Source organism: Streptomyces sp. NPDC093111, from assembly GCF_040683955.1.
Classification (GTDB): Bacteria; Actinomycetota; Actinomycetes; order Streptomycetales; family Streptomycetaceae; genus Streptomyces.
On sequence record NZ_JBFBNW010000010.1, the window covers coordinates 341,505 to 366,985 of the forward strand.

19 protein-coding genes are annotated in these 25,481 nt (G+C 73.2%); 7 read left to right on the top strand and 12 right to left on the bottom strand.

Annotated features, from left to right (window positions below; all coding sequences use genetic code 11):
* Window positions 1–59: 59 nt before the first annotated feature.
* From AB0Q96_RS19990 to AB0Q96_RS20010, 5 genes are all read right to left on the bottom strand, one after another.
* A complete protein-coding gene (locus tag AB0Q96_RS19990) occupies window positions 60–2,198 on the bottom strand; it encodes a 3-hydroxyacyl-CoA dehydrogenase NAD-binding domain-containing protein (protein ID WP_365327153.1) in 2,139 nt (712 codons plus the stop codon).
* Entirely contained in the window at window positions 2,195–3,421 is a 1,227-nt protein-coding gene (locus AB0Q96_RS19995) for an acetyl-CoA C-acyltransferase (protein ID WP_365327154.1), read from the bottom strand. Before AB0Q96_RS19995 ends, AB0Q96_RS19990 begins: the two co-directional genes overlap by 4 nt.
* 262 nt (window positions 3,422–3,683) lie before the next feature.
* The gene (locus tag AB0Q96_RS20000) at window positions 3,684–4,967 is read right to left on the bottom strand and encodes a ribonuclease D (protein WP_365327155.1); all 1,284 of its coding nucleotides are present in this window, start codon (window positions 4,965–4,967) and stop codon (window positions 3,684–3,686) included.
* 165 nt (window positions 4,968–5,132) lie between these two features.
* Window positions 5,133–5,798: a response regulator transcription factor gene (locus AB0Q96_RS20005; RefSeq protein WP_017242457.1), complete on the bottom strand. Its 666-nt coding sequence runs from the start codon at window positions 5,796–5,798 to the stop codon at window positions 5,133–5,135.
* Window positions 5,799–6,039: 241 nt separating this feature from the next.
* Window positions 6,040–6,744, bottom strand: coding sequence for a DUF3000 domain-containing protein (locus tag AB0Q96_RS20010; protein ID WP_365327157.1), 705 nt, complete (start codon window positions 6,742–6,744; stop codon window positions 6,040–6,042).
* A 91-nt stretch (window positions 6,745–6,835) separates the two neighbouring features.
* Here AB0Q96_RS20010 and hemE point away from each other — a divergent pair, with 91 nt between their 5' ends.
* Complete coding sequence (gene hemE, locus AB0Q96_RS20015; protein WP_365327159.1) at window positions 6,836–7,912, top strand: uroporphyrinogen decarboxylase; 1,077 nt, start codon at window positions 6,836–6,838, stop codon at window positions 7,910–7,912.
* Between the two features lie 54 nt (window positions 7,913–7,966).
* On the opposite strand, the gene AB0Q96_RS20020 is transcribed toward hemE, so the two are convergent.
* Window positions 7,967–9,340, bottom strand: a complete 1,374-nt coding sequence (locus AB0Q96_RS20020) for an FAD-dependent oxidoreductase (protein WP_365327161.1) — start codon at window positions 9,338–9,340, stop codon at window positions 7,967–7,969.
* A gap of 26 nt (window positions 9,341–9,366) precedes the next feature.
* Window positions 9,367–10,386, bottom strand: coding sequence for a DUF4349 domain-containing protein (locus AB0Q96_RS20025; RefSeq protein ID WP_365327163.1), 1,020 nt, complete (start codon window positions 10,384–10,386; stop codon window positions 9,367–9,369).
* Window positions 10,387–10,525: 139 nt separating this feature from the next.
* Between AB0Q96_RS20025 and hemG the strand changes: the two genes are divergently transcribed.
* Together hemG and hemQ are read left to right on the top strand one after the other, a co-directional pair.
* The gene (gene hemG, locus AB0Q96_RS20030; RefSeq protein ID WP_365327164.1) at window positions 10,526–11,986 is read left to right on the top strand and encodes a protoporphyrinogen oxidase; all 1,461 of its coding nucleotides are present in this window, start codon (window positions 10,526–10,528) and stop codon (window positions 11,984–11,986) included.
* Between the two features lie 17 nt (window positions 11,987–12,003).
* Window positions 12,004–12,717: a hydrogen peroxide-dependent heme synthase gene (hemQ, locus tag AB0Q96_RS20035; RefSeq protein WP_361176930.1), complete on the top strand. Its 714-nt coding sequence runs from the start codon at window positions 12,004–12,006 to the stop codon at window positions 12,715–12,717.
* Window positions 12,718–12,739: 22 nt separating this feature from the next.
* Here the strand turns inward: hemQ and AB0Q96_RS20040 are convergent, their stop codons facing one another.
* The 5 genes from AB0Q96_RS20040 to AB0Q96_RS20060 form a co-directional block, all read right to left on the bottom strand.
* Entirely contained in the window at window positions 12,740–14,443 is a 1,704-nt protein-coding gene (locus AB0Q96_RS20040; RefSeq protein WP_365327166.1) for an alpha/beta hydrolase, read from the bottom strand.
* A 69-nt stretch (window positions 14,444–14,512) separates the two neighbouring features.
* A complete protein-coding gene (locus tag AB0Q96_RS20045; protein ID WP_365327168.1) occupies window positions 14,513–15,253 on the bottom strand; it encodes a TIGR04222 domain-containing membrane protein in 741 nt (246 codons plus the stop codon).
* Window positions 15,254–15,316: 63 nt separating this feature from the next.
* A complete protein-coding gene (locus AB0Q96_RS20050) occupies window positions 15,317–16,357 on the bottom strand; it encodes a TIGR04222 domain-containing membrane protein (protein ID WP_365327170.1) in 1,041 nt (346 codons plus the stop codon).
* A 6-nt stretch (window positions 16,358–16,363) separates the two neighbouring features.
* Window positions 16,364–17,746 (bottom strand): DUF692 domain-containing protein, encoded by a 1,383-nt coding sequence (locus AB0Q96_RS20055; RefSeq protein WP_365327172.1) that lies wholly within the window; start codon window positions 17,744–17,746, stop codon window positions 16,364–16,366.
* Between the two features lie 104 nt (window positions 17,747–17,850).
* The gene (locus AB0Q96_RS20060; protein ID WP_365327174.1) at window positions 17,851–18,567 is read right to left on the bottom strand and encodes a peptidyl-tRNA hydrolase; all 717 of its coding nucleotides are present in this window, start codon (window positions 18,565–18,567) and stop codon (window positions 17,851–17,853) included.
* 81 nt (window positions 18,568–18,648) lie between these two features.
* On the opposite strand from AB0Q96_RS20060, the gene AB0Q96_RS20065 reads away from it, so the two are divergent.
* From AB0Q96_RS20065 to AB0Q96_RS20080, 4 genes are all read left to right on the top strand, one after another.
* Window positions 18,649–19,326, top strand: coding sequence for an AIM24 family protein (locus tag AB0Q96_RS20065; protein WP_365327176.1), 678 nt, complete (start codon window positions 18,649–18,651; stop codon window positions 19,324–19,326).
* Between the two features lie 8 nt (window positions 19,327–19,334).
* Window positions 19,335–20,177, top strand: coding sequence for an ATP-binding cassette domain-containing protein (locus AB0Q96_RS20070; RefSeq protein WP_365327178.1), 843 nt, complete (start codon window positions 19,335–19,337; stop codon window positions 20,175–20,177).
* On the top strand, window positions 20,174–20,821 hold the full coding sequence (locus tag AB0Q96_RS20075; protein WP_365327180.1) for an ABC transporter: 648 nt from the start codon (window positions 20,174–20,176) through the stop codon (window positions 20,819–20,821). Before AB0Q96_RS20070 ends, AB0Q96_RS20075 begins: the two co-directional genes overlap by 4 nt.
* Before the next feature lie 283 nt (window positions 20,822–21,104).
* Window positions 21,105–25,481: LamG-like jellyroll fold domain-containing protein (locus tag AB0Q96_RS20080; RefSeq protein WP_365327182.1), on the top strand; the 4,377-nt coding region annotated here is incomplete at its 3' end.

Below are 25,481 nucleotides of genomic sequence, written 5' to 3' on the forward strand. Positions count from 1 at the left end.
CATGACGGCCCCGGTACCGCCGAAGCGGTACCGGGGCCGTCACGGGCCGTACGGAGGTGTTACGCGGGGACGCTCGCGACGCCCTGCGCGAGGAACCGCTTGCCGTTGACGCGCTCGGAGACGCCCTCACGGTCCAGGTACGGCGTGATGCCGCCCAGGTGGAAGGGCCAGCCCGCGCCCGTGATCAGGCAGAGGTCGATGTCCTGCGCCTCGGCGACGACACCCTCCTCCAGCATCAGGCCGATCTCCTGCGCGACGGCGTCCAGGACGCGGTCGCGGACCTGCTCCGCGGTCAGGACGACATCGCCCTGCTTCAGGAGCGCGGCGACCTCGGGGTCGAGCTCCGGCTTGAAGCCGTTCTCCGGCTTGTAGACGTAGAAGCCGCGCTTGCCGGCCTCGACGACCGCCTTCAGGTTGGGGGAGACGGTGAAGCGCTCCGGGAAGGAGCGGTTCAGGGTCTCGGAGACGTGCAGACCGATCGCCGGGCCGACGAGCTCCAGGAGCACCAGCGGCGACATCGGCAGGCCGAGCGGCTCGACGCCCTGCTCGGCGACGGCCACCGGGGTGCCCTCGTCGATGACGTTCTGGATCTCGCCCATGAAGCGGGTCAGGATGCGGTTCACGACGAACGCCGGGGCGTCCTTCGTGAGCACGGCCGTCTTCTTCAGCTTCTTGGCGACGCCGAAGGCGGTGGCCAGCGAGGCGTCGTCGGTCTGCTCGCCGCGCACGATCTCCAGGAGCGGGAGGATCGCGACCGGGTTGAAGAAGTGGAAGCCGACCACGCGCTCGGGGTGCTTCAGCTTCGAGGCCATCTCGGAGACCGACAGCGAGGAGGTGTTGGTGGCGAGGATCGCGTGCGCCGGGGCGACCGCCTCGACCTCCGCGAACACCTTCTGCTTGACGGACATCTCCTCGAACACGGCCTCGATGATGAAGTCCGCGTCGGCGAAGCCCTCGGCCTTGTCCAGCACACCGGAGACCAGGCCCTTGAGGCGGTTGGCCTTGTCCTGGTTGATGCGGCCCTTGCCGAGCAGCTTCTCGATCTCGCCGTGGACGTAGCCCACGCCCTTGTCGACGCGCTCCTGGTCGATGTCGGTCAGGACGACCGGCACCTCCAGACGGCGCAGGAAGAGCAGGGCGAGCTGGGAGGCCATCAGACCGGCGCCGACGACACCGACCTTGGTGACCGGGCGGGCCAGGGACTTGTCCGGGGCGCCGGCCGGGCGCTTGCCGCGCTTCTGCACCAGGTTGAAGGCGTAGATGCCGGAGCGGAGCTCGCCGCCCATGATCAGGTCCGCGAGGGCCTGGTCCTCGGCGTCGTAGCCCTTCTGCAGGTCGCCGTCCTTGGCGGCCTCGATGATGTCGAGGGCGCGGTAGGCGGCCGGGGCGGCGCCGTGCACCTTGGAGTCGGCGATGGCGCGGCCCTTGGCGACGGCCTGGTCCCAGCCCTCGCCGCGGTCGATCTCCGGGCGCTCGACGGCCACGGAGCCGTTCAGGACGCCGGCGGTCCAGATGAGGGACTGCTCCAGGAAGTCGGCACCCTCGAAGAGGGCGTCGGCGATGCCGAGCTCGAAGACCTGCTTGCCCTTGAGCTGACGGTTCTGGTTGAGGCTGTTCTCGATGACGACCGAGACGGCCTTCTCCGCGCCGATCAGGTTCGGCAGGATCGTGCAGCCGCCCCAGCCGGGCACCAGACCGAGGAAGACCTCGGGCAGCGAGAAGGCCGGCAGGGCCTTCGACACGGTGCGGTAGGTGCAGTGCAGACCGACCTCGACGCCGCCGCCCATGGCCGCGCCGTTGTAGTACGCGAAGGTCGGCACGGCGAGGCCCGCGAGACGCTTGAAGACGTCGTGGCCGCCCTTGCCGATGGCGAGCGCGTCCTCGTGCCGCTTGAGCAGCTCGACGCCCTTGAGGTCGGCGCCGACGGCGAAGATGAACGGCTTGCCGGTGATGCCGACGCCGACGATCTCACCGTTCGCGGCCTCGGCCTCGACCTGGTCGAGCGCGGTGTTCAGGTTCGCCAGCGACTGCGGACCGAACGTGGTCGGCTTGGTGTGGTCGAAGCCGTTGTCCAGCGTGATCAGCGCGAACCGGCCCGCACCCGCGGGGAGTTCGAAGTGACGTACGTGGGCCGAGGTGACGACCTCGTCCGGGAAGAGCTCGGCGGCGCCCTTCAGAAGCTCTGCGGTGGTGCTCACTTGCTGCCTCCGGCGTCCTTGTGGTTCGGGTTCTCCCAGATGACCGTGGCGCCCATGCCGAAGCCGACGCACATGGTGGTGAGGCCGTAGCGGACCTCCGGCTGCTCCTCGAACTGGCGGGCCAGCTGCGTCATCAGACGGACGCCGGAGGAGGCGAGCGGGTGGCCGTACGCGATGGCGCCGCCGTACTGGTTGACGCGGGCGTCGTCGTCGGCGATGCCGTAGTGCTCCAGGAAGGCGAGGACCTGGACCGCGAAGGCCTCGTTGATCTCGAAGAGCTGGATGTCGTCGATCGACAGACCGGCCTTGGCCAGCGCCTTCTCGGTCGCCGGGATCGGGCCGTAGCCCATGACCTCGGGCTCCACGCCGGCGAAGGCGTAGGAGACCAGGCGCATCTTGACCGGGAGGCCGTTCTCGCGGGCGAAGTCCTCGGAGGCGATGATCGAGGCGGTGGCGCCGTCGTTCAGGCCGGCCGCGTTGCCCGCGGTGACGTTGCCGTGGACGCGGAACGGCGTCTTCAGGCCCGTCAGCGACTCCAGGGTGGTGCCCGGGCGCATCGGCTCGTCGGCGGTGACCAGGCCCCAGCCGGTCTCACCGGTCTCCGGCGTGGTGCGGCGCACCGAGATCGGCACCAGGTCCTGCTGGATCTTGCCGTCGGCGTACGCCTTGGCGGCCTTCTCCTGCGAGCGCACGGCGTACTCGTCGGCGCGCTGCTTGGTGATGGTGGGGTAGCGGTCGTGCAGGTTCTCGGCGGTCATGCCCATGAAGAGGGCGGACTCGTCGACCAGCTTCTCGCTGACGAAGCGCGGGTTCGGATCCACGCCCTCGCCCATGGGGTGGCGGCCCATGTGCTCGACGCCACCGGCGATGACGGCATCGTAGGCGCCGAACGCGATCGAACCGGCGGTCGCCGTCACGGCGGTCAGCGCGCCGGCGCACATGCGGTCGATGGAGTAGCCGGGCACGGACTGCGGCAGACCCGCCAGGATGCCCGCGGTGCGGCCGAGGGTCAGGCCCTGGTCGCCGATCTGCGTGGTCGCGGCGATGGCGACCTCGTCGATCTTGGCGGGGTCGAGGCCGGGGTTGCGGCGCAGCAGCTCCCGGATGGCCTTGACGACGAGGTCGTCGGCGCGGGTCTCGTGGTAGATGCCCTTCGGGCCCGCCTTGCCGAACGGGGTACGGACGCCGTCGACGAAGACGACATCCCTGACGGTACGAGGCACGATGGCTCTCCTCCAGGGTGCGGGGTGGCACTGCTGCGCGGGCGCGCTGCCCGGCACGCGGCTAAGCGCGCGCTTGCTCCCCCCATGCTACTTGCGGGTAACCAGACTGCCCAGTCCCCCCGCGCCAAGCGGCGAAGGTCACACTTCCCGTCCTACCCCGACCCCGGGCGCGTCGAAGCCCCCGGACCGGAGTCCGGGGGCTTCGACGGGGCCGTACTTCGTCAGGTCCGTACGGAAACGTAACGGAAACGTACGGGAACGCTCAGGCGTGGGCCGTCAGGGCCGCCACCAGGAGCGGGGTCACCAGGCCCACCTGCCACGGGCGGGCGCCGTGGCCGGTGAGGGCCGCGGCGACGGTCTCCGGGGTCGCCGGGGCCGGCGGCTCCCAGCAGACCCGGCGGACCGTGTCCGGGGTGATCAGGTTCTCCTGCGGCAGGTTCAGCTCCTCCGCGAGCGTCGACACCGCGGCGCGGGCGGCGGAGAGCCGGGCCGCGGCGGCCGGGTCCTTGTCGGCCCAGGCGCGCGGCGGCGGCGGCCCCGCCACCGGCTGGCCCGGCTGCGGCAGCTCGGACTCCGGGAGGGCCTTCGCCCGGTCCACGGCGGCCTGCCACTGCTCCAGCTGGCGCTTGCCCATCCGCTGGCCGTACCCCGGCAGCGCCGACAGCGCGCCCGCGTTCGGCGGCAGCGCCAGGGCGGCCTCCACGATCGCCGAGTCGCTCAGCACCTTGCCGGGGGAGACGTCACGCCGCTGCGCCACCTTGTCGCGGGCCGTCCACAGCTCCCGGACCACCGCCATCTGGCGGCGCCTGCGCACCTTGTGCATGCCGGAGGTGCGACGCCAGGGGTCCTTGCGCGGCGGGGCGGGCGGGGCCGAGGCGATGGCGTCGAACTCCTCCAGCGCCCAGCCCAGCTTCCCCTGCCGGTCGAGCTCCTTCTCCAGCGCGTCGCGCAGGTCGACGAGGAGCTCCACGTCGAGGGCGGCGTAGCGCAGCCAGGGCTCGGGGAGCGGGCGGGTGGACCAGTCGACGGCGGAGTGGCCCTTCTCCAGGGCGTAGCCGAGGACGGACTCGACCATCGCGCCGAGGCCGACCCGGGGGAAGCCCGCGAGGCGTCCGGCGAGCTCGGTGTCGAAGAGCCGCGACGGCACCATGCCTATGTCGCGCAGGCACGGCAGGTCCTGGGTCGCGGCGTGCAGGATCCATTCGGTGCCGGTCAGCGCCTCGCCGAGGGCCGACAGGTCCGGGCAGCCGACCGGGTCGATGAGCGCGGTGCCCGCGCCCTCGCGGCGGAGCTGCACGAGGTAGGCGCGCTGTCCGTAGCGGTAGCCGGAGGCGCGCTCGGCGTCCACGGCCACGGGGCCGCGGCCGGCGGCGAAGGCGGCGACCACCTCGGCGAGGGCCTCGTCGGTCGCCACGACGGGGGGAATGCCCTCGCGGGGTTCGAGCAACGGGATCGGCAGCCCACTCGCAGGGACGTCGTCGTCCGAGGGGGCGCCCCCGGTGGTTCGCAGCGCTGTGTCGCTTGCGGTGTCTTGGGCGTCGGTCACCTGTCAAGGGTATCTGCGAATGGCAAGCACCCGCCGACGGAACGGCCGGAACGGCCCGTGTGGCCGGAACGGCCTGGTCGGGCCGTTCCGGCCACACGGGAGGGAACGTTCCGTCGACAGAGGACGGTCTTTCGTCGGGGCGTGGGCCTCAGGGGGCCGGCCGGCTCAGTGGATGATCCCGGTGCGCAGGGCGACGGCGACCATGCCGGCCCGGTCGCCGGTGCCCAGCTTGCGGGCGATGCGGGCGAGGTGGCTCTTCACGGTGAGGGCGGACAGGCCCATGGAGACGCCGATCGCCTTGTTGGACTGGCCCTCGGCCACCAGCCGCAGCACCTCGACCTCACGGCCGGAGAGCTCGCGGTAGCCGCCCGGGTGGCTCGGGGCACCCGGGGGGCGGCGGTGGCCGAGGCGGGCTGCCGCGGAGCCGATGGGGGCGGCTCCGGGGCGGGTGGGGTGACCGATGTTGGTGCGCGTACCGGTGACGACATAGCCCTTGACACCGCCGGCGAGGGCGTTGCGCACGGCGCCGATGTCGTCGGCCGCGGAGAGGGCGAGGCCGTTGGGCCAGCCCGCCGCGCGGGTCTCGGACAGCAGGGTGAGCCCGCTGCCGTCCGGGAGGTGGACGTCGGCCACGCAGATGTCGCGCGGGTTGCCGACGCGGGGACGGGCCTCCGCGATGGACGAAGCCTCGATGACGTCGCGCACCCCGAGTGCCCACAGGTGGCGGGTCACGGTGGAGCGGACGCGTGGGTCGGCCACGACGACCATGGCCGTCGGCTTGTTCGGGCGGTAGGCGACCAGGCTTGCGGGCTGCTCGAGGAGAACGGACACCAGGCCTCCTGGAAAGGGGGTGCGGGACGGAGCCGGCTCGGGGAAGAAGCCGGGGGCGAACCCGTGCTGTGAAGGGGTCACTGACTCCTTCGGCAGCTGGGCCGCCCGCCTTTAGGGAAAGATCACGATTTGGTGAGTAATAATTGGGGCAATTCGGACGCGTGATCGATCATCGTACGAGCCGTACGCGCTCCGCGACCGGATCTGTCCGGAAATCGACGTTACGAGCGGGGTGACACGGCTACGGCCGCTGCGGTCCGCGCCGCTGGGGCAGCGAGACGACCCCCGCGCCCGACGTCGTCCCCGCCCCCGGATCCGCCGATGACGGCGGCAGCCCCGCGATCTGGCACAACAGGTCGCACCAGGCCGCCAGGTGCGCGCCGGTGTCCGGCACCCCCGACGAGCCCTCCTGGGGCGTCCACGAGGCCCGGATCTCGATCTGGGTCGCCGGACGCCGCTCCGCGAGCCCCCCGAAGTAATGGGAGCCGGCCATCGTGACGGTCCCGCTCGCCTCCCCGTACGCCAGGCCGCGCGCCTCGAACGCCCCCGTCAGCCAGGACCAGCAGACCTCCGGCAGCAGCGGATCCGCGGCCATCTCCGGCTCCAGCTCGGCCCTGACCAGCGTCACCAGCCGGAACGTGCCCTTCCAGGCCTCGTGCCCCGCCGGGTCGTGCAGCAGCACCAGACGCCCGTCCGCCAGATCGTCCTCGCCGTCCACCACGGCCGCCTCCAAGGCGTACGCGTGGGGCGCGAGCCGCTGCGGCGGCCGGGTCGGATCGACCTCGATCTCCGGCCGCAGCCGCGCCGAACGCAGCCCCTCGACCGCCCGCCCGAACGCGGGAGGCACCGGGTTCGTCTCCGTGGGGTCCACCCTGTCGCCCGCCGTCTTCTCCGTCCCTCGAATGCCGTCGGAATGATCGGAAGAATGTCCCTGAGCCGCAGCCATGCGGGGAAGAGTAGGCGGAACGGGCCCCGTGCGCAGGGAGGGACACCCGCGCCGGGCGAGCGGCTTCTCGCCACATGCGAAGATTCTGGGCGTGAGCGCCATTGACAGCCCGAAGGGCCAGCAGACGAAGCACCAGCCGCAGACGTACGACTCCGCGTTCCTGAAGGCGTGCCGCCGCGAGGCCGTGCCGCACACGCCGGTCTGGTTCATGCGGCAGGCCGGGCGATCCCTGCCCGAGTACCTCAAGGTCCGCGAGGGCATCCCCATGCTCGAGTCGTGCATGCGGCCCGAGCTGGTCACCGAGATCACCCTGCAGCCCGTGCGCCGCCACAAGGTCGACGCGGCCATCTACTTCAGCGACATCGTGGTCCCGCTGAAGGCCATCGGCATCGACCTCGACATCAAGCCCGGCGTGGGCCCCGTCGTCGCCGACCCGATCCGCACCCGAGCCGACCTCGCCCGGCTGCGCGACCTGACCCCCGAGGACGTCCACTACGTCACCGAGGCCATCGGGATGCTCACCGCCGAACTCGGCTCCACCCCGCTCATCGGCTTCGCCGGTGCGCCGTTCACCCTCGCGAGCTACCTCGTCGAGGGCGGCCCGTCCCGCAGCCACGAGCACACCAAGGCGCTCATGTACGGCGACCCGCAGCTCTGGGCCGACCTGCTGGACCGCCTCGCCGAGATCACCTCCGCCTTCCTCAAGGTGCAGATCGAGGCCGGCGCCTCCGCCGTGCAGCTCTTCGACTCCTGGGTGGGCGCCCTGGCCCCCGCCGACTACCGCCGTTCGGTCATGCCGGCCTCGGCGAAGGTGTTCGACGCGGTCGCCTCGTACGGCGTCCCCCGCATCCACTTCGGCGTCGGCACCGGCGAGCTCCTCGGCCTCATGGGCGAGGCCGGCGCGGACGTCGTCGGCGTCGACTGGCGCGTCCCGCTCGACGAGGCCGCCCGCCGCGTCGGCCCCGGCAAGGCCCTCCAGGGCAACCTGGACCCGGCCGTCCTCTTCGCCTCGCGCGAGGTCGTCGAGGCCAAGGCGGACGAGGTCCTCGCCGCCGCGAAGGACCTGGAGGGACACGTCTTCAACCTCGGCCACGGCGTCATGCCCGCCATGGACCCGGACGCCCTGACCCGCCTGGTCGACCACGTGCACACCCGCACCGCCGTCTGATCCACACCCCGGCCGTCCCCCGCGCCGCGGGGGACGGTCCCCGGTGTCCGCGGGTCAGCCCGCCGCCCGCACCGCGGCCACCGCCTTGCGGGCCGCCACCAGGACCGGGTCCCACACCGGGGAGAACGGCGGCGCGTACCCCAGGTCCAGGGCCGTCATCGCCTCCACCGTCATCCCCGCGGTGAGCGCCACCGCCGCGATGTCCACCCGCTTCGCCGCGCCCTCGCGCCCCACGATCTGCACCCCGAGCAGCCGCCCGGTGCGCCGCTCCGCCACCATCTTCACGGTCATCGGGGCCGCCCCCGGGTAGTAGCCCGCCCGGCTCGTCGACTCGATCGTCACCGACACGAACCGCAGCCCCACCGCCCGGGCGTCCTTCTCCCGCAGCCCCGTCCTGGCGATCTCCAGGTCGCAGACCTTCGACACCGCCGTGCCGACCACCCCGGGGAAGGTCGCGTAGCCGCCGCCCACGTTCGAGCCGATGACCTGGCCGTGCTTGTTGGCGTGGGTGCCCAGCGGCACGTACCGCTCCCGCCCCGACACCAGGTCGAGGACCTCCACGCAGTCACCGCCCGCCCAGATGTTCCCGTGCCCGCGCACCCGCATCGACAGGTCCGTCAGCAGCCCGTCGTGCGCGCCCAGCGGCAGCCCCGCCGCCCGCGCCAGCGAGGTCTCCGGCACCACGCCCATCCCGAGGACCACCACGTCCGCCGGGTACTCGCCCGCGTCGGTGGCCACCGCGCGGACCCGGCCGTCCTCGCCCGTGAGGATCTTGGTCACCGGCGCGGAGCCCACCGTCGTGATGCCCAGGCCGTCCATCGCCCCGTGCACCAGGCGCCCCATGTCCGGGTCGAGCGTCGCCATCGGCTGCTCGCCCCGGTTGAGGACCGTCACCTCGAAACCGCGGCCGAGCAGCGCCTCCGCCATCTCCACGCCGATGTACCCGGCGCCCACGACCACCGCCCGGCGCCCCCGGGCCGCACCCAGCGAGTCGAGCAGCGCCTGCCCGTCGTCCAGGGTCTGCACCCCGTGCACCCCCGACGCGTCGATGCCCGGCAGCGGCGGGCGCAACGGCCGGGCGCCGGTCGCGATCACCAGCTTGTCGAAGCCGGTCCACCCCTCCGCGCCCGACTCCAGGTCCCGGGTCCGCACCCGCTGCCGGTCCACGTCGAGCGCGGTCACCTCGGTGCGCATCCGCAGGTCGATGTCCCGGGCCCGGTGCTCCTCGGGGCTCCGGGCGATCAGCCGGTCCGGGCCGGCGACCTCGCCGCCGACCCAGTACGGGATGCCGCAGGCCGAGTAGGAGCTGAAGTGCCCCCGCTCGAACGCGACGATCTCCAGCTCCCCGGGTCCCTTGAGCCTGCGTGCCTGGGACGCGGCGGACATGCCCGCCGCGTCACCGCCGATGACCACCAGTCGTTCCGTCATACCGACACGCTACGGCGGGCGGACCGTCAGACGGTGCCCCCCTCCCGGTCGGCGTCCCCGCCCTCGGCCGGCGCCGCCGGGGCCGGCACCCCGCCGGCGAGCCGCCGCACCTCGCCCGTCCCCGGCCACGGAGCGGCCCCCGGGCCCGGCGCGGCCTCCGCCTTCGTCCGGCGGGGCAGCCGAGGCCGCAGCACCCACCGCCACACCGCGTACGCCAGCGCGAGCAGCAGCAGCCACGGCGCGAGCGCCGCCAGCACCACCAGCGCCCAGGCGAGCGCGCCGACCAGCGCGTCCCAGCCGCCGCCCAGCGCGTCCAGGACCCCCGGCCGGTCGTCCTCCCCGGCCGGGGAGGCGGCCTCCGGCTCGCTCAGCTGGAGGGTGATCGTCGCCATCGACGTACGGTCCCTCAGCGCGGCCTGCTGGGCGAGCAGCGACTCCAGGTCCGCCTGCCGACGGCTCAGTTCGCCCTCCAGCGTGACCACGTCGCTCAGCTGCGTGGCCTTGTCCATCAGGGCCCGCACCCGCGCCACGCTCGCCCGCTGGGTGGCGATCCTGCTGTCCACGTCGACGACCTGGCCGGTGACGTCCTTCGCCTCCGCCTTGCGGGACAGCAGCTTGCCCGTGCCCGCCAGTTCGGCGATGACGGCGTCGTACCGCTCCTGCGGGACGCGCAGCACGATCCGCGCGTTGACATGGCTCGCGTCGACGCGCTCGGTCGTCTCGCTCTCGACGTGCCCGCCCGCGTCCGCCGTCACCCGCCGGGCCGATTCCGCCGCCTTCCCGGCGTCCTTCACCTCGACGTACAGCTCGGCCGTCCGGATCACCCGCTGCGGCGCCTGGACCGGGGCCCGGGTGCCCGCCTTGCCGTCCGGCGCCTTCCCGGCCCCGGCGGCCGAGGCCGGCCCCTCGTAGCCGGGCTTCACCGCGCCCGAGTCCGCCTTGGCGTCCGACGCCATCGTGTCGGAGCCGCCGGATCCGGCGCAGCCGGTCAGGAAGAGGGCGCCCGCGAGCAGCGCCGCGGCGGCCGTTCTTCTCGTACCCCGCATGTGTGACCCCCCAAGGATGTGGTGTGTGCGTGCTGGTTGGACGACCCGGCCCCGCGCCCGGTTGCCGTGCCGCGGTCGCGAAGGGGTCACGGTCCGGCCTCGGAACGGAAGCGCGGGGGCGATTTGAGAGAGTGGTCCCATGAACGCGAACGCGCAGACCACGGGCGGACCGGACGTCGTCGTCGTCGGAGGCGGCATCGCCGGCCTGGCCGCAGCCCACCGCCTCGTCACGTCCGGCGCGCGGGTCACCCTCCTGGAATCCGGCGACCGGCTCGGCGGCAAGCTGCTCGCCGGGGAGATCGCCGGCGCCCCGGTCGACCTCGGCGCCGAGTCCCTGCTCGCCCGCCGCCCCGAGGCCCTCGCGCTCGCCGAACGGGTCGGCCTCGCCGACCGGCTCCAGGCCCCCGCCACCACCACCGCCTCCGTCTGGTCCCGCGGCGAACTGACCCCCATGCCCAAGGGGCACGTCATGGGCGTCCCCGCCGACGGCCGCGCCGTCGAGGGACTCCTCTCCGAGGAGGCGATCCGCCGGATCGCCCGCGACGCCGAACTCCCGCCGACCGAGATCGGCGAGGACATCGCCATCGGCGCGTACGTCGCCGAGCGCATGGGCCACGAGGTCGTCGACCGGCTCGTCGAACCCCTCCTCGGCGGGGTCTACGCGGGCGACGCCTACCGCATCTCCATGAAGGCCGCCGTCCCCGCCCTCTTCGAGGCCGCCCGCGGCCGGCCCACCCTCGCCGAGGCCGTCCGCGCCGTCCAGCGCGCCGGCGCCGCCACCCCGAGCGACGCGGCCGGCGCCGGCACCGGACTCGGCGGCGCGGCCTTCGCCGGCATCCGCGGCGGCGTCGGCACCCTGCCCGGGGCCGTCGCCGACGCGATCCGCGCCGCCGGCGGCGACATCCGCACCGGCACCCCGGTCACCGCACTGCGCCGCACCGGCCCGCACGGCTGGCAGGTCGTCACCCCCGAGCGGGTCCTCACCGCCGACGCCGTCGTCCTCGCCACCCCCGCCGGACCCGCCGCCGCGCTCCTCGCCGCCGCCGCGCCCGCCGCCTCCGCCGAGCTCGCCGCCGTCGAGTACGCCTCGATGGCCCTGGTCACCCTCGCCTTCCGCCGCGCGGACGTGACCGGCCTCCCCGGCTCCGGGTTCCTCGTGCCCCCCGTCGACGGGCACACCATCAAGGCCTCCACCTTCTCCAGCCAGAAGTGGGCCTGGGTCGCCGAGTCCGCCCCGGACCTCTTCGTGCTGCGCACCTCCGTCGGCCGGCACGGCGAGGAGGAGCAGGTGCACCGCGAGGACGGCGACCTCGTCGACGTCTCCCTCAAGGACCTCGCCGCCGCCACCGGCCTCACCGCCCGGCCGGTCGCCTCCACCGTGACCCGCTGGATCGGCGGCCTGCCGCAGTACCCGGTCGGCCACCTGGCCCGGATCGCCCGGGTCCGCGCCGCCGTCGCGGGGCTGCCCGGACTGCGCCTCGCGGGCGCCGCGTACGAGGGCGTCGGCATCCCCGCGTGCGTCGCTTCGGGCCACCGCGCGGCCGACGAGATCATCGCCACGTCGCAAACCACCGACCCTGGTGCGGGGCACTCTTCGTGACGGGCGAGAATAGGCGTATGAGTGCGCCCGAAAAGATCCCGAACGCCGGTAAGAAGGCGAAGGACCTCAACGAGGTCATCCGCTACACCCTGTGGTCCGTCTTCAAGCTGCGCGACAACCTTCCCGAGGACCGCGCCGGCTACGCCGACGAGGTCCAGGAGCTGTTCGACCAGCTCGCCGCCAAGGACATCACGATCCGCGGCACGTACGACCTCTCCGGTCTGCGCGCCGACGCCGACGTGATGATCTGGTGGCACGCCGAGACGAGCGACGAGCTCCAGGAGGCGTACAACCTCTTCCGCCGTACCCGCCTGGGCCGCGCCCTGGAGCCGGTCTGGTCGAACATGGCCCTGCACCGCCCGGCCGAGTTCAACAAGTCGCACATCCCGGCCTTCCTGGCCGACGAGACCCCCCGCGACTACGTCTCGGTCTACCCCTTCGTGCGCTCCTACGACTGGTACCTGCTGCCGGACGAGGACCGCCGCCGGATGCTCGCCGACCACGGCAAGATGGCCCGCGGCTACCCGGACGTGCGTGCCAACACGGTCGCCTCGTTCTCGCTCGGCGACTACGAGTGGATCCTGGCCTTCGAGGCCGACGAGCTGCACCGTATCGTCGACCTGATGCGCCACCTGCGGGCCTCCGAGGCGCGGATGCACGTCCGCGAGGAGATCCCGTTCTACACCGGGCGCCGCCGCAGCGTGGCGGACCTGGTGGCCGGCCTGGCCTGACGGCCCGGCCCACCGAACCCGGTCACCGCCCCGCGCCCAGCCGGGCGGCGACCCCTCGACCCGGAAGATCAGAGGGCCGGCGGAACTCCGCCTGCCGCTCCAGCGACACCGGGTCCGGCTCCGGGTGCGGCGCGCATGACGCGCGCCGCACCGGCGTCCCTCCCTCCGGCTCCGCCGTCCCGCCGGGCACGGCCCCCGTGAGCAGATAGCGCTCCAGGTAGCCGTTCACACACGCGTTGCTCCCGCCGCCGATGCCGTGGGTCCCCGCGTCCCGCTCGGTCACCAGCGCCGCCCCCCACAGCCTGCGCTCCAGCTCCCGCGCCCCTTCGTACGGGGCAGCCGCGTCCCGCTCGGCCGCCAGGATCAGCACCGGCGGCAGCACCCCGGGACCCGTCCGCACGTCCAGCGGCCGCTGCCGCGGCGCCTTCCAGTACGCGCAGGGCAGATTGGCCCACACGTTGTCCCAGGTCTCGAACGGGGCCAGCCTCGCGAGCCGGGTGTTGTCCCGGTCCCACCGCGCGAACTCCTCCGGCCAGGGTGCGTCGTTGCACTCCACCGCCGTGTACACGGCGGCCGCGTTCCCCGGATCGCCGGCCTCCGCCTCCCCGCTGCGGGGCGACTCGGCGGGCCCGGCCTGCGCGACCAGCGGCTTCGCGTCGCCCTTCAGGTACGCCCCGAGGGCGCCCGCCCGGGCCGGCCAGAAGCGGTCGTCGTACAGCGCCTGGAGCATCGCCCCGTGCAGCTGCCCGGGACCGACCTTCCCGCCGGCCGGGGCCGCCGCCAGCTCGGCCCGCACCCGCTCGTAGTTCTCGCCCACCTCGGCGGGCGTCACGCCCAGGCCGTACACGGTGTCGTGCTTCGCCGCCCAGGTGCGGAAGTCCGCCCAGCGGCGCTCGAAGGCCAGCGACTGGTCGAGGTTGTTGGCGTACCAGATCTGCCGCGGGGCCGGGTTCACCGGCGCGTCGAAGACCATCCGGCGCACCCGGTGCGGGAACAGCGTCGCGTACAGGGCGCCGAAGTACGTGCCGTAGGAGGCGCCCATGTACGTGAGCCGCGGCTCGCCGAGCGCGGCCCGCAGGACCTCCAGGTCGCGGGCGTTGTTGAGCGAGTGGTAGTGCCGCAGGGCCGCGCCGGTCCGGCGGGCGCAGCCCTGGGCGTAGGTCGTGGCGCGGGCGGTGCGCTCCTTCTTGAAGACCTCCGAGGGCAGCGTCGGCGCGGGCGTCGGGCCCTTCGTCCGGTCCGCCGGGTCCTGGCAGGAGACCGGCGCCGAGCGGCCCACCCCGCGCGGGGCGTAGCCGACCAGGTCGTACGCGGCGGCGATCCGCTGCCAGGCGGGCAGCCCGGCGGCGAGCGGGAAGTACGTGGAGGAGGCGCCCGGCCCGCCCGGGTTGTAGACCAGCGCGCCCTGCCGCCCGCCGGCCGGGCCGGTGGCCCTGGCGCGGCTGACGGTGAGCGGGATCCGGGTGCCGTTCGGGTCCGCGTAGTCGAGCGGCACCCGTACGGTGCCGCACTCGACGGGGGCCGGCAGGTGCTCGGCCGCCGGGCACGCCCCGAAGCGGATGCCCTCGGCGGCGGCGGCCCGCGCGGCGACCTGGGTGCCCCGGGTCTCGGCGGGCGGCGCGTCGAGCCCCGGCGCGGCGACGGCGGGGGCCACGGCGCCCGGCGCGACGAGGGCGGGGGCGACGAGGGCGGACAGCAGGAGCGCGTGCAGCGCGACGGACCTCATCGGCGCTTCCCTTCTAGCCACGGCGGCGTGACGACCAAGGGACCCCGGCGCGCGGGTGAAGTAAAGGACCTACGCCAGGTGTTGCCTGTCATGTACCCGAAAGGCCGCACGCAGTTCGGGCTCCAGGACCCCGGTGCCCCGCTTGGCGAGCGCCGTCAGCGGGTCGGCCAGGGACAGCCCGGCGAGCAGCCGCCTGCCCGCCGGGGACGCCCAGCACGCGTAGCCGGGCGTCTCGGCGCGGGCGATCAGCAGGCAGAGCCCCGCCCCCACCAGCGGTAGCGAGAACCCGGCGAGCACCGGCCCCCGCTCGCCCGCCGGGACCAGCAGCCCCGAGGTCGCCCCGAGCGCCAGGGTCAGCAGGAACGCCGCCCGCACCGCCCGCGCCCCCGACGCCACCGAGCGGCGGGCGTCCTCCGGCAGCGCGAGCCCGCGCGCGACCAGGGCGGCCGCCAGCGCCCGTACGCTCTCGTCGTCGGCGACCAGCGGCCGGACCGCCGGGATCCGCGACTGCCCGTCCGGGCCGATCGCCCCGAGCACCGCCCGCTCCAGCTCGTCCCGGCCGCTCGTGTCGGCCACCACCGTGGCCCAGCCGGTGTGCGCGAGCAGCAGCAGCCGGGCCCGGTGCATGGAGACCAGGGTGAGATCGGTGACCCGCAGCGGACCGCCCGCGAGATACGCCGCCTCGCAGACGCTCAGCCCGTCGCCGCCCCCGGCCGCCCGGGCGTCGCCCGCGACGGTGGCCCGGCACACCCGGGCGCAGCTGACGCCGGTGACGACGAGGGCGACGAGCAGCAACGGGACCCAGACCATGACCCGGTTGTACGGCAGGAACGGGCGTCCCGCCACCGGAACGGGCGGGGCGGCCCGCGAGGGTCAGGAACTGCTGCCGCAGGAGCTCCCGCTGCTGGACGAACAGGAGCTGGAGGAGCACGAACTGGACGAGGAGGAGCAGGAGCTGCCGCTGCCCGAGGAACACGAGCCGCCGCTCCCGCCGGAGGAGCACGAGCTGCCGCCGGAGCACGAGTTCCCGCCGGAACAGGAGCTGCCCCCGCCGCACCCGCCCCCGCCGCCGCTGTCGCCCCCGGCCGCCGCCGCGCACCACATCACCGGCAGGAGGGCGATGCTGTCGGGCCCCGAGGACGCCGAGGAACCGTGCCGGCCCCTCGGGAACGGCGGCGCGCCACGGAAACGGGCCGCCGTCGCGAGCTGCTCCCGCAGCTCCGGGTCGGGCAGCGCGCTCAGCCCGTGCAGCGCGACGAGCGTGCCCGGGTCGGCGAGCCGGCCCTGCTGACGCCGGTACGCGGAGACGGCGGCGTGGCCCGCGGGCGAGACCCGGCTCGACGCGGAGGAACCGCAGACCACCGCCGTGATCAGCACCCCGGCGATCACCGGCAGCACCTTCAGGATGAACGGCACGGGCATCTCGCCCACCGCGAACTCGGTGACGGTGACGACCAGGGCCACCGGCACCATCGCCACGGCCGCGATGCCGAGCCCGACGCTCCAGCGGACCGCGCGCCGACGGGCCGAGGGCTCCGAGATCAGCCCGCGCGCCGCGAGCGCGTCACCGGTCTCCTGCACCGCCGGGTGCCGCATGGCGGCGAGCCGCAGGGTGGCCAGGGCGCCGTGCGGGGCGGCCGCCAGCTCCTGGAGCACCGCCCGCTCCACGGGGTCCTGCGCGGTGGACCGCACGGCCCGCACGATGCCGGGGCCGCCGATCGCGATCCGCCCGTCGGCGTGCAGGGAGGCGAGGGCGCTGTCGACGACCCTGGCCGGGCCGCCGTTGAGGAAGGCGGCCTCGTAGCGGTCCTGGACGGGACCGCCCGGCCCGCGCCGGCCCCGCCGCGCCAGGGCGACGAGCCGGACGACGGCGGCGAGACCGGCGACGTAGAAGAGGACGACGAGGAGGTTCACGGCGCTTCACCCCTTTCCGAGAGCGGTACGGACACGGTGCGCGAGGCGCGCGGCGGGGCCGGGCGGGCGGATGCCGGCCCGCTCCCGCCACCAGCCGGTGAGGGCGCGGCGGGCCGCCGGATCCTCGGGACGGCCAGCGACCAGCAGCCCTTCGACGAAGTCGAGGGCGTCGTGGCGGTAGCCGTCGGTCATGGGCCGGCTCCGGGCGTAGGAGAGGAACGCGGACCGGTACGCCTCGCCCAGGATCTCCGGCAGCTCGGGCGCGACCTTGGCCACGACGTCCGCCCGCTTCGCCGCGAGCGCCCGGCTCTGTACCCCCAGCCGCCGCACGTCGAACCCCTCCGGCGCGGGCGTCCCGGCCACCAGCGCCGACAGCAACGCCGCCTGCGCGAGCCCGACGCGCTGCCGGGCGGCGGCGTGGCGCGGCTCGGCGCGCCGGGGCGACGGCACGGAACCGGAACCGGCGCTCGGCACCTCCCGCGCACCCGCACCCGCACCCGCCCCCCGTACCGGCATGGCCCCGCCCGAGACCCGGGCCCCGGCCCCGATGAGCAGCGGGCGGGGGCGGGACGCGGCCACCGTCGTACGGATGGCGGCGAGCTCGGCGGCCAGCTCCTCCGGGGCCGGGAAGCGGTCGTCCCGTTCGAGCAGCACGCCCGGCGGGGAGACCCGCGAGGCGAGGTCGGCGAGGACGTCGAGCACGGGCTGGGAGACCGGGTGGGCGTGGGTGTCGTGCCAGACCCCGTCCCGTTCGAGACCGCCCGCCACGTGCACGTACGCGATGGCCTCGACCGGCAGCTCGGACAGCGCCCGCGCCGGGTCCTCGCCGCGGTTGACGTGATTGGTGTGCAGGTTGGCGACGTCGACCAGGAGCCGTACCCCCGTACGCTCCACCAGCTCCGCGAGGAACCGCCCCTCCGTCATCTCCTCGCCCGGCCAGGCGACCAGGGCCGCGATGTTCTCCAGGGCCAGCGGCACCGGCAGGGCGTCCTGCGCGATCCGGACGTTCTCGCACAGCACGTCGAGCGCGTCCCGGGTCCGGGGCACGGGCAGCAGGTGCCCCGCCTCCAGGAGCGGCGTCGCAGTCAGCGGCCCCCCGGCCCGTACGAACGCGATGTGCTCCGTCACCAGCGGCGCGCCCAGCAGCTCCGCCTTCCGCGCCAGCGCCGCCAGCCGCCCCGCGTCCGGCCGCTCGGCCCCGCCGAGCCCCAGCGAGACCCCGTGCGGCACGACGGTCACCCCGCGCGCCCGCAGCCGCTCCAGGGAGCCGGGCAGATGGTCGTCGCACAGGTTCTCCGCGACGACCTCCACCCACTCGACCCCGTCCAGCGCCTCGACCGCGTCCGCGATCTCGGGCCGCCAGCCGATGCCGATACCGAGTTCCTTCATGTCCCCCTCCTTCGGTCCCTGAGCTGATGGCCCGGAATCAGGCGTTCGAATCCGGACAGGGGGACGTTCAGAGGTTCATTTGAGGTTCCGGCCCGCCGGCGGGGTCAGCCCGCCCGGAGACCCGGCGCCGGGTACTCCGACACCACCGTGCACGAGCCCGGCGCGATCTCCGTGAAGCCGGCGTCGCGGACCACGGGCAAGTCGCCCGACGTGAGGCGGGACCAGCGCTCCGGGGGTGCGGTGCGGACCACGAGCGGGAAGCCGGCCTCGCGCCAGGTCGTGCGGTCGGCGTCCGACAGGGCCCACCACAGGAGCTGGGCGCCGTGGCCGGTCTGCGCCATCGTCTTGCCGGCGGACATGTCGAGCTCGGGGTTGAGCCACAGCACGGCCGAGCCCTCCGGCACGGGGCCCGGCTCGGCCGGGTCGTCCAGGTCGGTGCCCGAGACCTGGAGCTTGGCCAGCTCCTTGGGCCAGCCGTCCAGCGGGACCGGCGGGAAGACCCGTACCTCCGCGCCCTCCGCGCCGGTCACCGTGATGCCCGGCAGGGCCTCGGCGCGGCGCCACTCGGCACCGCGCGCGCGGCGCACGACCTTGCGGATCCGGGCGTCCTGCCAGTCCGTCATGGCCTGCGCCCACTCGCCGTCGCCGAGCGAACGGTCGTCGGCGAGGATCTCGAGGACCGCGCGGGCGGAGGTCTCCAGGGCGTCGGTACGGGCCGGGGGAGCGTCCCGCTCGATGCGGACGACCAGGGGGAGGACGTACTGCGGCTTCTCGTCGCGGGGGTCGTGGGGCGCCGCGGGCTCGGTGTCGTTGCTGCTCACCGGGCAAGTCTGCCACCGCGGAGGACGGGCGCCCCACGCCTTTCTTGTAGGAATGAGGGCTTCCGGGACAGGATGCCCCCCATGAAGAGTGATCTTTTCGCCAGTGAGCACCTCGCCGAGGCGGCGACGTTTCCGGGGATGACCCTCCAGAACGCCAAGTCGGTCAAGTACACCGTCCAGGGGGAGATGCAGGCCCTCCAGGGCTCGATGATCGCCTTCCGGGGCAACCTCCAGTTCGAGCACAAGAGCCAGGGCCTCGGCGGTCTGCTCAAGCGCGCGCTCACCGGGGAGGGCCTGCCGCTGATGACCGTCCGCGGCCAGGGCGAGGCGTGGTTCGCCCACGAGGCGCAGAACTGTTTCATCGTCGAGGTCGAGCCGGGCGACGCACTGACCGTCAACGGGCGCAACGTGCTGTGCTTCGACGCGTCGCTGGCGTACGAGATCAAGACCGTGAAGGGCGCCGGCATGACCGGCGGCGGCCTCTTCAACAGCGTCTTCACCGGCCACGGCAAGATCGCCCTGATCTGCGAGGGCAACCCGGTCGTCATCCCGGTCACCCCCGAGGCCCCGGTCCACGTCGACACCGACGCCGTCGTCGGCTGGAGCGAGCAGCTGCGCACCTCGCTGCACCGCTCGCAGTCGATCGGCTCCATGGTGCGCGGCGGTTCCGGGGAGGCGGTCCAGCTGAAGCTGGAGGGCCAGGGCTTCGTCATCGTCCGCCCGAGCGAGCTCACCCCGCAGAAGAAGTCGGCCAACTGACCTCCGCCATGCGACTGGAGGGCGTCGGCCGCCGCTACGGCCCGCGCGGACCCTGGGTGCTGCGCGAGGTGGGCCTCGTCCTGCCCGCCGGCACCCTCGCCCGCGTCACCGGCGGCAACGGCTCCGGCAAGTCGACCCTCCTGCGGCTGCTCGCGGGCGTCGACGCGCCCAGCGCGGGCCGGATCACCGCCCGCCCGCCGCGCACCGCGTACGTCCCCGAGCGCTTCCCCGCCGCCCTGCCGCTCACCGCGACCGGCTACCTGGTCCACCTCGGCCGCGTCCAGGGCCTCACCGGCCGGGACGCCGCGGCGCGCGCGGGGGAGTGGCTGGCCCGCTTCGACGCGACGCCCTACGCCGGCACCCCGCTCGCCGAACTCTCCAAGGGCACCAGCCAGAAGGTCGCCGTCGCCCAGGCCCTCCTCGCCGACCCGGACCTCCTCGTCCTCGACGAGGCATGGACGGGCCTCGACACCACCGCCCGCACGGAACTCGACCACGCGGTGCGCGCCCGCGTCGCGGCCGGCGGCCGCGTCGTCTTCGTCGACCACGACCCGCGCCGGCTGGCGGGGGAGGCGGACGCGGAGTACCGGGTGGTGGAGGGCGGGGTGCGCGGACCGGAGCGCCGCCCCCGCCCTGCGGAGCCCCCGCGCCCCCGCGTCCGCATCGGCGCCTCCGGCGGAGCCCCGCTCCCGCCCGGCCTCCCGGGCGCCCCGGCGTACGCCCCCGCCGGATCCGACGCGGCCCGGCTCACCGTCACCGTCGACGCCACCCACTCCGACACCCTGCTGCGGGCGCTCCTGGACGCGGGCTGGCACATCGAGGCCCTCACCACCGAAGGCGTACGGGTATGACCGCGCTGCTCCGCTACCAGACCGCCCTGCTCCTGCGCTCCCAGCGCTGGCTCGCCCCGTTCCTCCTGTACGCGGTCTTCGTCGGCGTCGGCGTCAACGCGGGCGAACCGGTGCTCGGCGCCCTCGGCTACACGGTCGCGGCCCTCGTCCCGGTGAGCGCCTGGGCGGTGCGCATCTGCCTCGGGCAGGAACCCCCGGCCGCCCGCGCGGTGACCGCCGCGGCGGCGGGCCGCACCCGCGCCCACCTGGCGGCGATCCTGACCGGCACGGGCACCACCCTGCTCGTCGGCGCCGTCGCCGTCGTGGCCGTCACTGCCGTGAGCGCACACCGCGGGGTCTCCCCGCTCGCGGCCGGGCTCGAGGGCCTCCTCGCGGCGACCGCATGCGCCCTGACCGGCACCGCCGTCGGCGCCCTGACGACCCGCCCCCTGATCCCCTCCCGGGGCTGGTCCCTGACGACCCTCCTCCTCGGCTCCCTCCTCGCCCTGGTCACCACGGGCTCCCCGGCCAAGTCGGCCGTCTCGCCACTGGTCACCGCCGCCCACACCGCCACCGTCAGCTATCCGTGGCCCGCTCTGGCGGGGGCGCTGGTGGTGGCCGCGGCGGCGGTGGGGCTGGCGTGCCGGGCGACGGCGTGGGAGTGACGGAACCTGTGAGAACTCGGTGTGTTTCCCGTCACGGTCCGGAGCGCGCAACTGTCTGATTTGCCCGATCGGGCTGTTCGCGGGATGCCCGGATCTGTCGGGATGTAGGGCGACAGTCGGCCTTGTTGAAACTCTTTGACAGCCTCTGAACCGCCCCCTTTCATTCCCTCCAGCGCTTTCAACGGAGGGGAACAGGGGGGGTTCGATGAAACCCGGACGTACACGGTGGAGACTCGTCCGCAGTACCGCGATGGTGGCCGCGGCGGCATGTGCCTTCACCGGAATGAACGCCATGCCCAGCGGAGCCGCGACGGGCGCGGCTACCAGCGCGGCCGACACCAAGGGGGAAGCACGGCAGCAGGAAGCCGCGGACACGCCGGAGAGCCTGGCTGTCGCGACGGCGAAGAAGACGCGCAAGCCGGTCGACGTAGGGTCGATGCGGACCGAGTTCAGCGAGGTGACCGCGCGTCCGGACGGAACGCTGGAGTCGGTCACTCACACGCAGCCGGTGCGTACCCGGAAGGGCGGCGTCTGGACGGACATCGACCCGTCTCTCACGCGTGTCGGCGACGGGATGGTCGAACCGAGAGCGGCCCTGTCGGGCCTCGCCTTCTCGGGTGGTGGCGACAGGCCGCTCGTCCGGATGTCGCGCGCGGGCAAGGTGCTGGAGCTGACCTGGCCCGAGTCGCTGCCCGAGCCCGAACTCGACGGTGAGACAGCCACGTACGCGTCGGTCCTGCCTGGAGTCGACCTCCGTCTGACCGCCACGCCCACCGGCTTCAACCAACTGCTCGTGGTCAAGACGCCGGAGGCGGCGAAGAACCCGGAGCTCGACAGGATCCGCATCGGGCTGAACGCGAACGGCCTCACCGTGCGGCAGAACGCCGACGGTTCCCTTGTGGCGGTCGACAAGAACGCCGGCGGTGCCGTGTTCACCGCACCCAAACCGATGATGTACGACTCCTCCGCCGGAGCGAAGGACGGCCCCGGCAGTGCCGCCGAGGCGCCTGCCTCTCCCACCGCGCGGACCACCGGGAGCGCGAAGTCCGTCGCGGCGGCGACTCCCCCCACGGACGCGCCCGTCTCCGACGTCGCGCACGCGGCACCGGTCGGTATCGAGCTCTCGACCGACGGCCAGGGCACCGGCGCCGAGGACGCCATGGTCCTGACGCCGACGCAGTCCCTGCTCGACGATCCGCGCACCGTCTACCCGGTGCTCATCGACCCGGCCTGGGACACCCCCCACGCTTCCGCGTGGGCCGGTGTCTCCAGGGCGAACGGCAGCCAGCCCTACTACAAGTTCACGTACAACAGCACGTACGTGAAGGACTTCGGCACGGGATACTGCGCCTCTCCAGGCTGCTCCGTCGCCGATGTGAAGCGGGTCTACTACCGCATCCCGGTGACGAGCAAGTTCGCCGGGAAGCACATCCTCTCGGCCGAGTTCAACGTCTACGAGTCCCACTCGTACAGCTGCTCCGCCGAACCCGTGCAGCTGTACCAGACCAAGGCCATCGGCACCGGGACGACCTGGGACAACTCATCGAGCATCGGTACCGGCGGCTTCTGGCAGAAGTGGCTCCAGACCGTGACCGCCGCGAAGGGCTGGAGCTCGAGCTGCGCGGCCGGCTACCTGGAGTTCGGCTCCTCCAACGTCAAGAGCATCGTTCAGACGGCGGCCACCAACGGCTGGCGTGACGTCACCTTCGGCCTGAAGGCGGAGAACGAGGGGCGTGCCGAGGCATGGAAGCGCTTCACCGATGATGCGAGCCTGCGGGTGAACTACAACCTGCCGCCGCGCCAGATCCCGATGAAGTCGCTGACCATGTCCCCGGGGTCGGTGTGCCTCGCCACCGGCGTCAAGATCAACAAGCTCCCGCAGGTCACAGCGGTCGCGACGGATCCCGACAACGAGAAGATCGGCGTGCAGTTCGCGGTCAACTGGGACGCGGGCGACGGCTACAAGCGTCGCTGGTGGTCGACGGGGGCCGAGGGCACCGCCCCTGCGTCCAGCACCTTCAAGGCGTCGGGCTCGCCCTTCTCCGTGACGCTTCCCGCCTCGATCCCCAAGGACACATGGGTGGGCTGGGAAGCGCGCGCGTGGGACGGGGGCGAATGGGGCCCGTGGAGCTCGTACGGAGACGCCACCGGGTGCTACACGTACATCGACATCCAGGCACCGGACGGTCCCAAGGTGTCGTCGGTGGAGTTCCCCGGCAGTGACAAGCAGTCCGACACGCTTCCCTGGACCGATGGCGTCGGCAGGTACGGGACCTTCGAGATCGACAGCGTCATGGAGGACGTGGTCAAGTACCAGTACGCGCTCGACGGGGACGCCAGGGGCGGCATTTCCATCGCCACCACCGACGGTGCCCCACGGTCGGTGAGCCTGCTGCTGAACACCGTCGGACTGCATCGCCTCTCGGTCCTGGCCCTGGACGGCTCGGGCAACGCCTCGCAGCAGGAGACGTACTACTTCCTGGTTCTGACGGGTCACCCCCAGCGCGCGGGTTGGAGCATGGACGAGCCGCAGGGCGCGAGCACTCTCACCGGCACCGAGGGCACCTTCGAGACGACCGCGGGGAACACGGTCAGCAGCGGTCCCGGGCGGACCGGTACGGGTGCGTCGGTGAGCATGGACTACACCGCCGACGGCTACCTGACGACGGATCGGGCGGTTGTCGAGACCGACCGCAGCTTCACGTTCTCCGCCTGGGCGAAGCCGGTCGGCATCGTTCCCACCAGGAACACGGCCGTGATCACCCAGAACGGCCGGCACCAGTCCATCACCATGGGCCTCATGGGCGACAAGTGGGGCATCAAGGCCCCCAGCCTCGACGCCTTGTCCGGCTACGGCTGGTTCACGGCCCAGTCCGCCATCACGGCGCAGGAGGGGGAATGGGCCCACCTCGCGGGCGTGTACGACGCCACTGCCCGCACTCTCACGCTGTACGTCAACGGTGCCCTCGCGACGTCCACCACCAACGTGAGCATGTGGTCGGCCCGAGGAGTGATGACTTTCGGCCTGATGAAGTGGAAGGACAGCCCCGCCGATTCCTGGTCGGGCTCGATCGACGACGTCGCGGTGTGGAACCGTGCCCTCAGCGGCCCTGAGGTGACCGAGGCGGCGGCTGGTCGTCCCGTCACGACGGGACTGCCGGCCAAGGCCGTGTGGACGCTCGACGAGCCGGTCGCCGGCAAGATGTTCGGGCGCTCCGAGGCGATGCCCGCCACGTTGCAGAACGGCGCCGGCACCACCGCGGACGGCGTTTCCGGCAAGGGCGTCCGCCTCGACGGGGTCGACGACTTCATCAGCACCCCACGTCCGCAGGTCGACGGCACGCGCAGCTTCTCCGTCTCGGCGTGGGTCCGCATGTCGGATCCGACCGACAGCTTGGCGCGCATGATAGCCAGTCAGAATGGCGTACATCAGAGCGAGTTCGTGCTGTACTACTCCGCCTACGCCAACAAGTGGGTCTTCGGTCGCTACACGGACGACTCGGCATCGGCGACGCTGGTCTCGGTGCTGCAGCAGTGCACGGCCGGGACCGTCGGCTGCATCGGTCCGACCGACAGCCAATGGACCCACGTCATCGGCGTGTCGGACGCGAAGACCGGCAAGCTGCGCCTGTTCGTCAACGGCTATCTCATGGGCGAGGTCCCGTACGCGCAGACGAAGCCCTGGGCCTCCCCGGGCGGACTCCAGATCGGTGCGGTGAACCGTGCGGGCGTCAACACCGAGTTCCTCGGTGGAGACGTCGACGAAGTGCGGGTCTTCGACCGGGTCATCACGGTGGACGAAGCCCGCGAGATGGTGCAGCAGCGTCCGCAGCTGGGCGCTCGCTGGAAGTTCAACACAGCTTCCGGTACGCCCAAGGTGTCTCCCGACGACGCCGGCGCGACCGCGGAGAACGCGCAGCTCTACGGCGGTGCGTCGATCAACCCGACGGGCGGTGCCCTCCCGGGTGCCGGCGGCGACCCGGGGGGAAGCCTGTCGTTCAACGGTAACGGCGACTACGCGGCAACCACGGCCATGCCCATTCACACCGGACAGAGCTTCAGTATCGCCGGATGGGTGAAGCAGCCGTCCAGTCCGGACCGTGACATGACCGCACTGTCCATCGCGGGCAGCAAGCGGAGCGCGATCGAGGTTGCCTGGGACCACGTGGCGGTTGTCGACGGGACACCGGTCGGTCAGTGGAGCGTCAGCGTCACCGACCGTGATGGTGATGAGTTCACCCGGAAGACAGCCATCCATACGTTCGATTACTCGTCGAGTAACGGGTGGAACCACCTCGCCGTGGTGTACGACGGCTTCGCCGACCAGCTCTCGCTGTATGTCAACGGCGCGCTGGAGAACCAGATCTGCGCCGAGGACGCCCCGAAGGACACATGTGCCGACCATGTGTCCTGGACGTCCGCGGCACAGCCCTTCGAGGCCAACGGCCAGGTCCAGTTCGGCCGCGGCCTGACCAACGGGGCCTGGGGGGACTACTTCTCGGGTGAGATCGACGATGTGTGGATGTTCCAGGGCGTGCTCGGCGCCGCCCAGGTCATCTCCCTCAGCGATGAGTCACATGCCAGGTGCGTCGCCCTGGCAGCCGATGCCGCCCGGAAGCTGCTTCTCGTCCCGGGCGGCTGCCCTGAGGTGGGCGACATC

Coding starts and splice junctions, on each gene's coding strand:
- hemG (WP_365327164.1), top strand. CDS start 10,526: ATGAACGCGAACGCGCAGACCACGGGCGGACCGGACGTCGTCGTCGTC.
- hemQ (WP_361176930.1), top strand. CDS start 12,004: ATGAGTGCGCCCGAAAAGATCCCGAACGCCGGTAAGAAGGCGAAGGAC.
- AB0Q96_RS20040 (WP_365327166.1), bottom strand. CDS start 14,443: ATGAGGTCCGTCGCGCTGCACGCGCTCCTGCTGTCCGCCCTCGTCGCC.
- AB0Q96_RS20045 (WP_365327168.1), bottom strand. CDS start 15,253: ATGGTCTGGGTCCCGTTGCTGCTCGTCGCCCTCGTCGTCACCGGCGTC.
- AB0Q96_RS20065 (WP_365327176.1), top strand. CDS start 18,649: ATGAAGAGTGATCTTTTCGCCAGTGAGCACCTCGCCGAGGCGGCGACG.
- AB0Q96_RS20075 (WP_365327180.1), top strand. CDS start 20,174: ATGACCGCGCTGCTCCGCTACCAGACCGCCCTGCTCCTGCGCTCCCAG.
- AB0Q96_RS20020 (WP_365327161.1), bottom strand. CDS start 9,340: ATGACGGAACGACTGGTGGTCATCGGCGGTGACGCGGCGGGCATGTCC.
- AB0Q96_RS20010 (WP_365327157.1), bottom strand. CDS start 6,744: ATGGCTGCGGCTCAGGGACATTCTTCCGATCATTCCGACGGCATTCGA.
- AB0Q96_RS20025 (WP_365327163.1), bottom strand. CDS start 10,386: ATGCGGGGTACGAGAAGAACGGCCGCCGCGGCGCTGCTCGCGGGCGCC.
- AB0Q96_RS20070 (WP_365327178.1), top strand. CDS start 19,335: ATGCGACTGGAGGGCGTCGGCCGCCGCTACGGCCCGCGCGGACCCTGG.
- AB0Q96_RS20055 (WP_365327172.1), bottom strand. CDS start 17,746: ATGAAGGAACTCGGTATCGGCATCGGCTGGCGGCCCGAGATCGCGGAC.